Genomic DNA, 13,710 nt, shown 5'->3' on the forward strand with positions numbered 1-13,710 from the left:
TTCTTGCATAAGGCGACAGGCTTTTTGCATGTGGATTATGGCAAGCTTGGCTTTGAGATGGAAAGGGTGCAGTGATGGAACAAGAAAACACGAATTCTCTATCAAAGTTGTTTGATCCAAAATTTTTGCGTCCTTTTATGTATCAGGTTATACCGCAGTTACCTAGATATTTATTTCAACAACTCTCTACCCCTCTAAGCACGCCGTTGTAAGGGCAATACACGCAAAGTTTTTTAGAACGTGTTGCTTTTAGCACAAACCCTTTTGATGCGAGCAATGGGGCTGATACTCCACAAAAATTGAGTCCTACAGAGCTTATTCGCGGTTCTCAAACAGGAGGAGGAGAAGCTGGGAAAAAAACGCCCACAGAATTGATTATGTCTACGGATGATTTAAAGCGCTAAATGCCTCCATTGCCGGATGTTTCAAAGGATACTGTTAAGATACAAGAGGCGCCAGAGCAACAAAAGCATGACTTCTCAGAGCAGGGAGGCGTTGCATCAATGATCTCTCAATCTCCACTTGTTGGGAACATTGATCAGTCTAGTGGGGATGAAGCTGGGCGACAGCAAAAAAATGTGATGGATTATATTGCTCAACTTAATGAGAAATCTATAGCGGAAAACTCTTTGAAAAATGATTCTGGAAATGATGAGGAAAAGCTTTTTGATGCACCTATAGAAGAAGAAAAACATTTGAATGCACACTTACCAGAGGAGGAGCATTTAAAAGCAAGTGGTGATCTTGAACAAAAAACAGATTATATCAAGTCACTTGATAATTTTGTTCAGACAGGAGCAAATCTAAGTAGCTTATGGGAGCGTTTTAGAAAATCAGAATTTTCCGAGCATTTAATGGATTTTTTTGCAGGGCTTGCGTTATGAAAGACACCACAAGAAAGTTTTTCAAATGCATCTATCCTTATGCGGCAGGGCAACAAGGAACGCGCACAATATAAACAAACTTTGCAATTTTTACGCTCTAAAGGGTATAGCGATGAAGATGCGCAAGCACTCACACAATATCCAGACCTTGCCATGAAAATCATAGGCAGCACGTTAAGCCCTCAAAAAGGCTATAGAACATTGCTTAAAAGGCTTAATCGGGGTGATTATGAAGCTGTACCAACCGAATTGCAGAAAATGGACCAAAGCCAAGAGGCAAACGTTTACAAGGTCTTGTACTCCGGCGTGTATCAGAGGCAAGGGCTATGGACGAAAGGTGCTTATGTTTCCTCTAACTACCAAACAGTAGAAACGCAAGCACCAACGGGGGTTTTCAAAGCAGAAGCATTGGCACCGATTATTGGTTCTTTCTCAGGTCTGGGTGGATTTTTAGTGGGCAATGGACCCATTCAATGGGCTTTAGCCGCCATTATGGTTTTAGCCGCATGTACTGGCATTTTCTTTGTTGCTAAACGCTTTCAGGAGCACCGCCTATGATCTTATGGATGAAAAGAAACTTGATGGTAACAGGTGCGGCTTTAGCCGCTTTTTTTATTGCCTTAGCAAGAGCTTTTACTCTTGGTAAAAAAGCAGAGCAACAAAAGCAAACAGAAAAAGCTTTAAAAGCAGCCACAACACGGCTGGAGGTGGAAAGTGAAGTTAATCAAAAAAGTGCTGCTGATGTGCGTGCTGCTCTCTTTGATTGATTGCGCGACAAATAAATATGCTTCTTCTTGTGTTGGTTGGTTACCTGTTTATTTAAGCCGGCAAGATCTGAACACCATCAGTTCCAATTTAGTAAGACAGATCTTAAAGCACAATAATCTAGGTGAACGCTTGTGTGGGTGGAAACATGGTTAGAAAAAAATCCAAAAAACACATAGAGCTTACAGAAGTAGAAAAGAAATGCTTCAAGAAATGATCATCACCTATCAAAGCGTGAAAATGATGTCTCGCTTGATGAAGTGGATAGCATTTTTTCTTTTTTTGCTTATCCTTGATTTTGCACGCCTCATGGATGCAATAGACAACATCTTCGCACATTTAAAACAATGGTTCTTAAAGAATTAGAAAAACTGTCATACAAGCAAAACTTCGAAAAATCCTTTTTACTATGAATTGGAGATCCAATCATAAGCGTAGTTCAGAATGCAAACCAAGTCGTAAGAGCTCTAGTGTTTTGGTATCTGGCTTTCGATAGATCACAACTAAATCTGGCTTGATATGACAATCACGACAATTGCGCCATTGACATGTTAGTGCATGATCTCTCCAATGCGCCGTTAGCGGTTCATTCTCCGCTAACGCTTTGACCACAAGCAGTAAATTCTCCTCTAGTGCATTAGCATACCTACCTTTGCTTTCATGTTTAAGATCACACCGGAATGAACGCGTATAGACAATTTCCCGCATAGCAAGCTTAGGTTTGCTTTTCAGATTTACGCATTTCGGTTCTATCTTCCCGTATCATGGTCCTTAAGCCGTCTAATGATGTATGTTCTTCGATGCGTCTCATTTCAGCATCCTCGATAGCTCGTAATGTTTCCGGATTTGGTTGGAATAGATCAAGCGGTAATGCTCGATCTCTAGCAATGCGGGTCATAAACATGCGTACTGCATCCGATACAGTTAAACCCGTAGACTTAATAACTGCACTTGCAATTTCTTGAACTTCATCAGGTATGCGGGCTTGAATTTTTCCCATTGCTAAACCTCCTATTCAATTGTAGTACAATGTACTACACGTTAAGTTTATGTCAAGAGTTTCAACAATAGCTTTTCACAAGAGAACTTAGCAAAATTCAAAAAATGATTAGAGAAAGTTGGCAGAATAAGATATGTTTTGTAGAAGAATATTGGAAAATCCTATTCCCTAACCTTTATTTATGAACCTCGCACTTTTAAAAAAAACTATATAAAATCAATGTGATATATGAATAAAAAAGAGCATAATATCACTAAAAGAGTGTTATAGAAATGATGTATCATGACGATTCTACCACTCGATAGTGCTTCGATAAGAGAAGCAATAGCGCTTCTTGAAAAAGGGAAGTTAGTAGCGTTACCAACGGAAACTGTTTATGGATTAGCGGGCGATGCAACCAATGGGAGGGCAATTTCTTCTATTTATTCTACAAAGGGTCGTCCGCAAATTAATCCTCTTATTGCGCATGTCAGCGGCATCGAAATGGCACAACGTTATGTTGAAATTGACTTTCTTTCACGCCAATTAATGGAGGAATTTTGGCCAGGGCCTTTGACATTGGTTTTGCCTTTAAAGGAACAGCATAATATCCATCCTTTAACAACCTCTGGTTTGAATACCTTGGCTGTTCGTTTTCCAGACAGTCGTTTTGCGGAAGTGGTACAACATTTTGGCCGTCCACTTGCTGCTCCTAGTGCGAATCAATCGGGGCGTCTTAGCCCTACTTCAGCTGAGGCTGTTTTTGCATCTTTGGGGGAATCTGTTCCTTTAATATTGGACGGAGGACCTGCTAAAATAGGGCTAGAATCAACGATTATTAAAATTTGTGGTGAAAATATTTATCTTTTGCGTCCAGGGGGGCTTTCGGCTGATAAAATTGAAGAAGTTGTGGGGAAGTCTTTAAAACGGATAGATCAAAGGGCGGCGATTGAAGCTCCTGGGATGTTAAAATCGCATTATGCCCCTAATGCCACGGTTCGTTTGAATGTAGAAAAGGTAGAAAATGGTGAAGCGCTTTTAGCATTTGGTTCAAAGCGTGTTATGGGGGCTGAAAATGCCGTTTCTATTTTAAACCTTAGCGAAGATGGAAAGTTGGAAGAGGCAGCCTCTCATTTATTTCAATATATGAAGGAATTAGATTCATTTAAAGTGAGATGTATCGCAGTAGAACCTATTCCATTATACGGATTAGGGGAGGCTATCAATGATCGTCTTATACGGGCTGCAGCTCCAAAGGAGAAATGAACATGGAGCAGGAATTAATTGAGGGGTTTAGGGAAATTGTTGGTGCTAAGCATGCTATAACAGATCACGCGTTGATTGCACCGTATTTGCTTGAAGAGCGTGGGCTTTTTCATGGAAAAACACCTTTACTTTTACGTCCATCTTCTTGCGCAGAGATCTCATCGATTATGCAGTTAGCGAGCAAAACGCGCACACCGATTGTGCCACAGGGTGGAAATACAGGGCTTGTGGGGGGACAACAACCAGATGAAAGAGGAGGGAGCGTTCTTTTATCCATGGAGCGATTAAATAAGATTAGAGCTATAAATCTTGAGGGAAATTTTGTTGTTGTAGAGGCTGGTGTTATTTTACAGGATTTACAGAAAAAAGTGGATGAATCAGGTCGTTTTTTCCCTCTTTCTTTGGCATCTGAAGGTTCTTGCCAAGTAGGAGGCAATCTTTCGTCGAATGCTGGAGGGACAGCTGTTTTAGCTTATGGCAATATGCGTGATCTTTGTCTTGGTTTAGAAGTTGTTTTACCGGATGGGCGTATTTTAGATGATTTGCGTTTTGTTAAAAAAGACAATAGCGGTTACGATTTAAAAGATCTTTTTATTGGTGCAGAAGGCACATTGGGAGTTATAACCGCAGCCGTTTTGAAGATGTTTCCAAAAATAAAAGGAAAAGCTGTTGCTTTGGTGGGATTATATAGTCCGGCGAAGGCTTTAGAGTTTTTATCTCTGGCTCAAGAATATGGAGGAGGGATGTTGACAGGTTTTGAGCTCATGGGAAATCTCAGTTTGCAAATGGCTTTAGATTATAAGATGTGTGAGAAGCCTCCTCTTCAGCGGAAACATGAATGGTATGTATTAATGAACATTTCATCGTTGCAATGCAATGATGAGGCATTATCGGTATTGAGTACTATTTTAGAAGAAGCTTTAAAGAATGCGGTGATAGAAGATGCAGTTGTTGCGCAATCTTTAAAACAGCAAGATTTTTTTTGGCAATTACGAGAAAGTATATCATCAGCACAAAAGTTAGCAGGAGGGTCCATTAAGCATGATATTGCAATCCCACTTGCTTCTATTCCTGATTTTATTGCTGAGGCAGCGCTTATTGTAGAAGATATTGCTCCAGGAGCACGGGTGATTTGTTTTGGACACATGGGCGATGGAAATTTACATTATAATATTACACAACCTGTAGGAGCTGATACGACAGTGTTCTTGCAGTTATGGTCAACAATGAATCATCGCATTCATAGTTTAGTGGTGGACTATAGAGGTGCATTTTCTGCTGAGCATGGAATTGGTCAGCTTAAGCGCGAAGAACTTCGTTCTTTTAAATCGCCTGTCGCATTGGATATTATGCAAGGGATTAAAAAAACGCTCGATCCTTTAGGGATAATGAATCCTGGAAAAGTATTATAATTCAAGAATGGTGATCATGTATTTTTGTTTAGATTTTAATAACCAAAAAAGAAACCAGTTGTTTTTTATTCAAACTTTTAATAATCCAATGAGAAAAAGCTGCTAAAGGGTGTATGTTATTTAAGATAAATTGGGATAATGTATATGGCTAATCAATGCTTTAATCAGGCAAAAGCGGTGCTTGAATTTCGGTTAGATCCGTGCCATTTGCCACAAACGACGACATATTTTTCATCCAAAACGGGTAATCAGGTTATTTGTTCGTTAAATGAGCGTGGTGTTTCTTTTAAAACGGATATGCCTTCAAGTTTATCGCATTTAATACCCCCTTATCATTTCCAAGGAATTGCAGCACGTACCGTAAAAACGCGTTCAGGAGAAAGAGCTGTTGCATTAGAATTACTTCATGCCGATGAGGAAGCTTGTATACCGCTTTTGGTTTCCAGAGATTTGAATAATGTTCTTCTGGATTGGCGGTTATGGGCGGATACTTATGGCCTTCCCATGCTTATGATCAATGAAGATAATCGCATTCTGGTTGTAAAAGATCGTTCTGATTTACATCGATTTTTTGGTACAACAGCACATTCTAAACAAAAGCGTTTTTTACTTCGTTATAGCAATCCGTTAGGCTTGCGTTTGGTGATTGCGAATCGAATTGCACTCCAGTAATATTAACATGCATTTATTTTTGTACTACCGTCAGCATTTATCTTGTTGTGCTGTAAAACATCGTTGTTTGGAGCGGTAATATAAGGCATGTAAACTTCACACATGAAGTGTTTTAGGAGATATGGCAAATATTCTTAAGTTTGCTTGTAGGTATTTGTGTAAGTGCAGCATAGGAGTGGGAAGCAAGAGGAACCCGCTCAATGAGAATCCAGACCTTTACAGACGGGATTTGGTGTGACTTTTGGTTCTTGAAAACAAAAAGAGGAAGTCAATGATTGTAAATGAGAGTTTTTTGACACCATACATTGGCAGCAGGAATCGATTATGTAAAACGCTTTTTTCGGAGAGGTAAAAACGGTTTTCATAACAATAGAAACTGTTTTTTTTGGCGGTATAATTTTGGGTTTTTGCCACATCATAAAAACACCAGCAGATTGCTGGAAGTGTTTTTGAATTTTTTTATAAATAATTTCTCCATGTTGAATGAGAGCTTTGAATATTGCAGAATATTCTTATTTCATCTCTCTCTCTCTTATAATCAAAATCATTTAGATAGAAAGGGTTATCGTAATATTGAGAGTTGGAAAATACAAAGATGGTATCGGTTTTTATTTTTATTCCAGAAAGATGGAAGAGTGGATTTATACTATTTGCAGGTAGTGTTGTAAAATGGGAGTGATGAGCATGAGAGGTATTGTTTAAGAATTTGTATGTGAATAATATAACTATCTTTTTTGGGCATTTTATTTTTTGTAAAAGCGGAATTTCATTAAAAACGCGATAGATAAAAGAAATGATAGTATATATGTTTTTCTTCAGGACTTTATAAGAAAGAAAGTGTTTATAAAAATGATGAGAAAATACGTTTAAAGTAACAGTAAAATGATCATTTTATATTACATTTTCGGATTCAAAAAATTTTCCTATTTTATCATGAGTAGATATTCTATTTATAATATTTGATTGTTCAAAGGAAAGCACACTCATTTTTTCAAAATTATGGTCAACGTAAAACAGTGAGAAAATTTGTGTGTCATGCTCTTATATAAAATAATAAAATCGTAAAAAAGAATATTCAAAGGATTTTATTTTCTCGCGCAACGGCTCTCCATCCGATATCACGACGAACAAAACCTTCTGGCCAATCAATACAATCAACAGCTTCATAGGCACGTTTTTGTGCATGCGTAATCGTTTTTCCTGTTGCAGTTATATTGAGAACACGTCCACCATTTGCAATGAGTTCTCCATCACGCAACACTGTACCAGCTTGAAAAACTTTCACATCGGGAAGAGAGTTTACTTGATCAACGTTACGGATAACAGTACCTTTTTGGGGAGAGTCTGGATAACCATTAGCAGCCATAACAACGGTGAGAGCAGCTTTTTCAGACCACCGAAGAGGCTTATTTTCAAGTTTTCCTTGAGCAGCAGCAAGAAAAATTGGCAAAATGTCATCTTTGAGGCGCATCATTAAAACTTGACATTCAGGATCACCGAATCGTACGTTAAATTCAATTAATTCGGGTCCTTTTTGCGTTATCATTAATCCGACGAAGAGAATACCTTTAAAGGGAGCGCCCATTTCTTTCATGCTTTTTAAAGCTGGTTCAACAATTTCTTTGAGAGTACGATTCACTATTTCTTTGGTCATGATGGGCGCTGGTGAATAAGCACCCATACCACCGGTGTTTGCTCCAATATCCCCATCACCTACACGTTTATGATCTTGAGCAGATCCAAAAGGAAGAGCAACTTTACCATCACAAAGGCAGAAGAAGCTTGCTTCTTCACCTTCAAGAAAAGATTCTACAACAATTTTGTTTCCTGCATCTCCAAATGTACTTTTGAAGCAGGCATCAACTGCGTTAAATGCTTCTTCCATAGTTGTTGCAACCACAACACCTTTGCCAGCTGCTAAGCCATCAGCTTTAATAACAATGGGAACATCTTGTTGCTGAATGTAAGCTTTAGCTTTAGAGGCATCATTAAAGCATTGGTAACTTCCTGTAGGAATGTTATTCTTACGACATAAATCTTTTGTAAAAGCTTTTGAACCTTCTAGTTGAGCAGCTTTTTGAGTAGGACCAAATACACAGATGTTAGCGCTATTAAGAGAGTCTGTTATACCCGCAACCAATGGTGCTTCTGGTCCTACAATTACAAGATCAATAGAACGTGCTTTACAAAAATCAATAACAAGGGAATGGTCATCAATGTTTAAATTAATATTTTCACCAAATTCTGTTGTTGCAGGATTTCCAGGAGCACAGTATAACTTTGTTAGCAGTGGTGATGCTGCTATTTTCCATGCTAAAGCGTGTTCTCGTCCACCTGAGCCAATAAGAAGAATATTCATTGCTTGCTCCTCTCATAAAAGATGATTAATCTCATCCCCTTCTCATAAGAATGAAATGTCTCTATCGCAAGACCAAAGGTAAATCATTTGATGAAAAAAAATAAAAATATCGCGCATGTTCAGTCCTATGATAGCCAAGGACGGGTTATGGATGCATCTTCCAAACAATGGGTCTACAATTTCCTTCCCTGTTCTTTATGGTTTTATGCGCAATTGGCGCGTTGGGATCGGCCTATTGGATGGCAATTGTTGATGTGGCCTTGTTTTTGGTCAACAACAATGGCTTTTTTCTCTTATAAAATGCATTACGATACTCTTTTATCAATGTTTCTTCATTGGGTTTGGTATCTTTTTCTTTTTTTTCTGGGATCTATTGCTATGCGAGGGGCAGGATGTACTTGGAATGATCTTATTGACCATAAAATTGATGCTCAGGTAGAAAGGACACGTTCTCGCCCATTGCCGACAGGTCATGTGAGTCGGTTTCAAGCAAGAGTTTTTATACTTGTGCAATGTTTGGTTGGTTTAGTTGTTTTATCACAATTTAATAGGTTTAGTTTTTTTCTAGGTATTTCGTCATTGATAGCTGTTGCATTTTATCCTTTTATGAAACGCGTAACATATTGGCCGCAGTTTTTTTTAGGCGTTGCGTTTAATTGGGGGGCATTAATGGGGTGGGCTGTTGTCTTTGGAAGTTTAAGCTGGGCACCAATCTTGCTTTATGTGGGATCAATTTTGTGGACCATAGGATATGATACAATCTACGCACATCAAGATAAAGAAGATGACGTTACTGTTGGTGTCCGTTCTACGGCTCTTCTCTTTGGTAAAGCAACCAAGCGTGCTTTAGTATTTTTGTATGGTGGTTTTGTGATGTTCATTAGTCTAGCATTTTATTTAGCTGGAGTCCCTGTTCTTAGTTTTTTGGGGATTTTTGTGGCAAGCATCCATATGTTTATTCAAATTAAAGTCATTGATATAGATGACAGTTCACAATGCCTCAGGCTTTTCAAATCTAATTCGCTTATTGGTTTTGTGATTTTTGCTGGTTTAGTATGTGGGGGTATATGGACGATATTTTATCCTGCGGTCTAAAAATAAGTTAGCTAAAATCATAGTTTCTACTGAATACAGTATGTTTTTTTAAATAAGCTTGTTGCTAATCTATTTTTAAGCGATACAGTAGAAAATATTACTAATCAACTGTTACAGTGGAAATGAAATTCTTCTATTTAAATAAAATAAATCATCTTCTTTTAGAATTTTTCAAATAAAAAAATATTTGCTTAACTGTTGGGAAGAAAAAATCTTCATAACGATGAAGTTTGAAGGATTAGGGATAAAGTTTTTGTCTTTTCCAATCGCTGTGTTCAACACAATCTCGTGTAAAAAGCAGACGATCATGTAAACGAAATGGGCGATCACACCAGAACTCTATAGAAAGGGGTTTAACACGAAACCCAGACCAATAAGGTGGTCGTGGAATATTACCTAGAGCATAACGTGCAGTATATTGAGCAATTGCTTTTTCGAGCACAAAACGATTGTCTAAAGGTTGAGATTGTTTAGATGCCCATGCACCAATTCGACTACCACGTGGTCGTGATTGGAAATAGGCATCGGCTTCCTGTTGACTTACTTTTTCAACAATTCCTCTAATTCTTACCTGACGACGGAGCGATTTCCAATGAAAACCTAAGGATGCTTTCATTGATTTTAAAATTTCTTGTCCTTTACAGCTTTCATAATTGGTATAGAAGACAAAGCCTTGGGGACTGTAGTCTTTGAGGAGAACCATACGAACATTAGGGAGTCCTGTTTCGTCAACTGTTGCTAATGCCATAGCATTCGGATCATTTATTTCACTTATCGTTGCCTCTTCAAGCCACTTTGCGAAAAGTTCAAAAGGTTTTTGCATTTGCATAAAATGATCATCTGTTGGTATTTTTTTGCTCATAGTTTCTCCAAATATCAGTGAGCATGGGTGAGGCATTTTCTCATTTACTTTATCATCAAGAAGTCACAGTACCATTTTTCCTTATTTTCAAAAAGCCAATGCTATCGTGTATTTCTATGGTAGTTTAATTATTTTTACTTTAGCATAGACTACAAGGAGCTATATTAAATAAATATCTCATTTTATCTGGTATTTTAGTTTATTGATAGACATATAAAGAGAAAAGAAGAAATTATTCTCTAGAATAGATTGATGAAGCTATAAAGGGTATTAACAACGTATCAGTTGATATTTTGAAAACGAAGAAATTGAAAAGAGGGCAATATGCGTGATCCCTACACGATTCTAGGTGTGGCACGTACCGCAAAATCGCAAGAGATTAAATCGGCATTTAGAAGATTAGCAAAGAAGTATCATCCAGATCATAATAGAGATGATGCAAAGGCTAAAGAAAAATTTGCTGAAATTAATCAAGCTTATGAAATTATAGGTGATAAAGATAAAAAGGCACAATTTGACCGCGGTGAAATTGATATGGAAGGAAAACCGCTTTATCAAGCCTATGGTACTGGTGAAAATTTTAGCAATAAACAAAATCCCTTTTCAGGAAGAGCAAAGGGATTTGATTTTTCCTCTTCAGGTGGTGCAGGTTTTGATGCGAGTGATATTTTTCGGGATCTGTTTGGAGGAGGAGGTAGCTTTTCGAATTCCACACACTATAACCGTCCCCAACAAGGAGCACATGTTCGTGCTAATCTTGCCATAACACTAGAGCAGATGGTTGGCGCAGAAAAGGTGGAAGCTGTTTTTCCAAATGGAAAAAAGTTAAAAATTAAACTTCCATATTATATTGAAGACGGACAGGTTATTCGTTTAAAAGGTCAGGGAGAAGAGGTAGCTCTTGGGCAAGCAGGAGATGCGTTGATAACCATTCAGATTCAAAAACATCCTCGTTTTCGGGTTGAAGGAAGAGCACTTCATCTTGATTTACCAGTTTCTCTTAAACATGCTGTTTTGGGAGCAAAAGAAGAAGTTGAGACGTTGGAGGGACGTGTGGTTTTAACGATTCCTGCGTGGTCAAGTTCTGATCGCGTTTTACGGTTGAAAGGGAAAGGGCTTCGTTTAAAAAATGGTACAAGAGATGATCTTTATGTGCATGTTCGCATTATGTTGCCGGAAGGTGAAAATGCCGCGCTAGAACAGTTTTTGCAAATGCAACAAGATTAATTTTAAAATTTTTATATATAAAAGCGTAGTTTTTGTTTGATTTTAAACCAATTGCTTGAAGAAAAAGTTGACCTGTGTCATAGGCAGATGAATAATATTAATTTTAAGTAACAATGGGGCAGTGCTGATGGCTAAGGGTAATGGTTTATTGTACGGTAAGCGTGGTTTAATTTTGGGGTTGGCCAATAATCGCTCCATCGCTTGGGGAATCGCTAAAGCGGCAAGTAGCGCAGGGGCAGAGCTTGCTTTTACCTATCAGGGTGAAGCAATGAAAAAGCGTGTTGAGCCTTTGGCTGAAGAATTAAAGGGGTTTGTTTGTGGACATTGTGATGTTTCTGACAGTGTCTCTATTGATACGGTCTTTAAAGAAATAGAGAAGAAATGGGGAAAACTCGATTTTTTAGTTCATGCTATTGGTTTTTCTGATAAAGATGAATTAAGTGGTCGTTATATTGATATCAGCGAATCAAATTTTATGATGACCATGAATATTTCCGTTTATTCCCTAACGGCTCTAACGAAGCGTGCAGAAAAATTGATGCCAGATGGTGGTTCAATCTTGACACTGACCTATTATGGAGCAGAAAAGGTTGTTCCAAATTATAATGTAATGGGGGTTGCTAAAGCGGCTCTTGAAGCGAGCGTGAAATATTTAGCGGTAGATTTAGGTCCTCAAAATATTCGTGTTAATGCTATATCTGCTGGACCCATTAAAACGTTAGCAGCTTCTGGTATTGGTGATTTTCGTTATATTTTAAAATGGAATGAATATAATGCTCCATTACGTCGTACGGTAACAATTGAAGAGGTTGGTGATTCTGCGCTTTATTTTCTTTCAGATTTGTCTCGTTCTGTTACTGGTGAAGTCCATCATGTCGATTCGGGTTATAATATCATAGGTATGAAAGCCGTTGATGCACCAGACATTTCTGTCGTTAAAGAATAAAGTTTGGTTTATAGGATTTTATTGGACAGCAGTAATTTGACCAAATTTAAAGTGGCTAAGAGTATTTGAGCGCAAAGAGCTACCTTGTGTATAGCATACAACATGCGTTGTCGTTGTAATATTTGACAGAGAAACGGATCTTTTTCATGTCGCATAATACATTTGGTCATTTGTTTCGTGTAACAACATGGGGTGAAAGTCATGGTGCTGCTCTTGGTTGTGTCATTGATGGTTGTCCACCTGGAATTATTTTTACTCTTGCAGAAGTTCAAGCTTATCTTGATAAACGCAAACCAGGACAATCAAAATATACAACGCAGCGCCGAGAACCAGATAAAGTAGAGGTCCTTTCAGGAGTTGTTGTTCAAGACGATGGGACGACATTGGTGACAACAGGTACACCAATTTCTCTGTTGATTCGAAACACAGATCAGCGTTCGAAGGATTATAGCTCGATTGCCCATCAGTATCGTCCAGGACATGCGGATTATACTTATGATATTAAATATGGCATTCGTGATTTTCGAGGCGGGGGACGTGCTTCGGCACGGGAGACGGCAGCACGTGTTGCAGCTGGTGCATTTGCTCGTAAAATCGTTCCTGGTTTGATTGTACGAGGAGCAGTGATAGCAATTGGTCCTCATAATATTAATCGTGATCGTTGGGATTGGTCAGAGGTTGATAATAATCCTTTTTTTACAGCTGATGCAGAGATGGTTCACATTTTTAGTGATTATATCAGTAAACTCCGTAAAGAGGGGACATCTGTTGGAGCGGTTGTTGAGATCGTTGCAGAAAATGTTCCGGCAGGTTTAGGAGCCCCTATTTACGCAAAGCTTGATCAAGATATTGCCTCGTTACTTATGTCGATTAATGCGGTAAAAGGTGTGGAAATTGGTGATGGTTTTGCGGCAGCCCGCTTGAGTGGAGAAGAAAATGCCGATGAAATGCGAATGGGAAATGATGGAAAACCGCTTTTTTTATCAAATCATGCGGGAGGTATTTTAGGGGGAATATCGAGTGGACAGCCAATTGTTGCACGTTTTGCTGTAAAGCCTACTTCATCAATTTTAACACCTCGTCGCTCTATTGATGTTGATGGTCATGATATAAACGTTATAACAAAGGGGCGTCATGATCCATGTGTTGGGATCCGTGCCGTTCCTGTTGGTGAAGCGATGGTTGCTTGTGCTATTGCTGACCATTATCTAAGACATCGCGGTCAAGTTGGGTGATTGAGAAG

At 38.5% G+C, this 13,710-nt stretch carries 12 protein-coding genes and 3 pseudogenes; 11 read left to right on the forward strand and 4 right to left on the reverse strand.

Features of this window, described 5'->3' with window-relative positions; all coding sequences use genetic code 11:
* Positions 1-74: 74 nt before the first annotated feature.
* The 4 genes and pseudogenes from ACFIJZ_RS06745 to ACFIJZ_RS06760 form a co-directional block, all read left to right on the forward strand.
* A pseudogene (locus ACFIJZ_RS06745) lies at positions 75-1,088 on the forward strand (hypothetical protein); the annotation flags it as partial.
* Positions 1,083-1,442, forward strand: a pseudogene (locus ACFIJZ_RS06750) (glycoside hydrolase family protein); the annotation flags it as partial. The pseudogenes ACFIJZ_RS06745 and ACFIJZ_RS06750, both read left to right, overlap by 6 nt.
* A complete protein-coding gene (locus ACFIJZ_RS06755; RefSeq protein ID WP_375631375.1) occupies positions 1,439-1,651 on the forward strand; it encodes a hypothetical protein in 213 nt (70 codons plus the stop codon). The pseudogene ACFIJZ_RS06750 and the gene ACFIJZ_RS06755, both read left to right, overlap by 4 nt.
* Before the next feature lie 146 nt (positions 1,652-1,797).
* Positions 1,798-2,015: pseudogene (locus ACFIJZ_RS06760) on the forward strand (hypothetical protein).
* Positions 2,016-2,075: 60 nt separating this feature from the next.
* On the opposite strand, the gene ACFIJZ_RS06765 reads toward ACFIJZ_RS06760, so the two are convergent.
* The gene (locus tag ACFIJZ_RS06765) at positions 2,076-2,357 is read right to left on the reverse strand and encodes a type II toxin-antitoxin system YafQ family toxin (protein WP_273791336.1); all 282 of its coding nucleotides are present in this window, start codon (positions 2,355-2,357) and stop codon (positions 2,076-2,078) included.
* Positions 2,358-2,364: 7 nt separating this feature from the next.
* Positions 2,365-2,649, reverse strand: a complete 285-nt coding sequence (locus ACFIJZ_RS06770) for a type II toxin-antitoxin system RelB/DinJ family antitoxin (RefSeq protein WP_375631376.1) — start codon at positions 2,647-2,649, stop codon at positions 2,365-2,367.
* 282 nt (positions 2,650-2,931) lie between these two features.
* Here ACFIJZ_RS06770 and ACFIJZ_RS06775 point away from each other — a divergent pair, with 282 nt between their 5' ends.
* The 3 genes from ACFIJZ_RS06775 (at position 2,932) to ACFIJZ_RS06785 (ending at position 5,978) form a co-directional block, all read left to right on the forward strand.
* Positions 2,932-3,894, forward strand: a complete 963-nt coding sequence (locus tag ACFIJZ_RS06775) for an L-threonylcarbamoyladenylate synthase (protein ID WP_375631377.1) — start codon at positions 2,932-2,934, stop codon at positions 3,892-3,894.
* A 2-nt stretch (positions 3,895-3,896) separates the two neighbouring features.
* Positions 3,897-5,306, forward strand: a complete 1,410-nt coding sequence (locus ACFIJZ_RS06780) for an FAD-binding oxidoreductase (protein ID WP_375631378.1) — start codon at positions 3,897-3,899, stop codon at positions 5,304-5,306.
* Between the two features lie 144 nt (positions 5,307-5,450).
* Positions 5,451-5,978 (forward strand): DUF6101 family protein, encoded by a 528-nt coding sequence (locus tag ACFIJZ_RS06785; protein WP_012754813.1) that lies wholly within the window; start codon positions 5,451-5,453, stop codon positions 5,976-5,978.
* A gap of 1,075 nt (positions 5,979-7,053) precedes the next feature.
* On the opposite strand, the gene purD is transcribed toward ACFIJZ_RS06785, so the two are convergent.
* The gene (purD, locus tag ACFIJZ_RS06790) at positions 7,054-8,337 is read right to left on the reverse strand and encodes a phosphoribosylamine--glycine ligase (RefSeq protein WP_375631379.1); all 1,284 of its coding nucleotides are present in this window, start codon (positions 8,335-8,337) and stop codon (positions 7,054-7,056) included.
* A 90-nt stretch (positions 8,338-8,427) separates the two neighbouring features.
* Between purD and ubiA the strand changes: the two genes are divergently transcribed.
* Positions 8,428-9,432 carry a 4-hydroxybenzoate octaprenyltransferase gene (gene ubiA / locus ACFIJZ_RS06795; RefSeq protein WP_375631380.1) on the forward strand — a complete coding sequence of 335 codons (1,005 nt, stop codon included), beginning with the start codon at positions 8,428-8,430 and terminating at the stop codon, positions 9,430-9,432.
* A 238-nt stretch (positions 9,433-9,670) separates the two neighbouring features.
* Here the strand turns inward: ubiA and pdxH are convergent, their stop codons facing one another.
* Complete coding sequence (gene pdxH, locus ACFIJZ_RS06800) at positions 9,671-10,294, reverse strand: pyridoxamine 5'-phosphate oxidase (RefSeq protein ID WP_375628318.1); 624 nt, start codon at positions 10,292-10,294, stop codon at positions 9,671-9,673.
* Positions 10,295-10,618: 324 nt separating this feature from the next.
* On the opposite strand from pdxH, the gene ACFIJZ_RS06805 reads away from it, so the two are divergent.
* The 3 genes from ACFIJZ_RS06805 (at position 10,619) to aroC (ending at position 13,702) form a co-directional block, all read left to right on the forward strand.
* On the forward strand, positions 10,619-11,521 hold the full coding sequence (locus tag ACFIJZ_RS06805; protein WP_273791343.1) for a J domain-containing protein: 903 nt from the start codon (positions 10,619-10,621) through the stop codon (positions 11,519-11,521).
* 127 nt (positions 11,522-11,648) lie between these two features.
* Entirely contained in the window at positions 11,649-12,467 is an 819-nt protein-coding gene (gene fabI, locus ACFIJZ_RS06810; protein WP_273791344.1) for an enoyl-ACP reductase FabI, read from the forward strand.
* A gap of 146 nt (positions 12,468-12,613) precedes the next feature.
* Entirely contained in the window at positions 12,614-13,702 is a 1,089-nt protein-coding gene (gene aroC, locus ACFIJZ_RS06815; protein ID WP_375631381.1) for a chorismate synthase, read from the forward strand.
* Positions 13,703-13,710 lie beyond the last annotated feature (8 nt).

Origin of the sequence: Bartonella sp. CL70QHWL, assembly GCF_042194855.1 — a bacterium.
In the GTDB taxonomy this organism is placed as follows: Bacteria; Pseudomonadota; Alphaproteobacteria; order Rhizobiales; family Rhizobiaceae; genus Bartonella.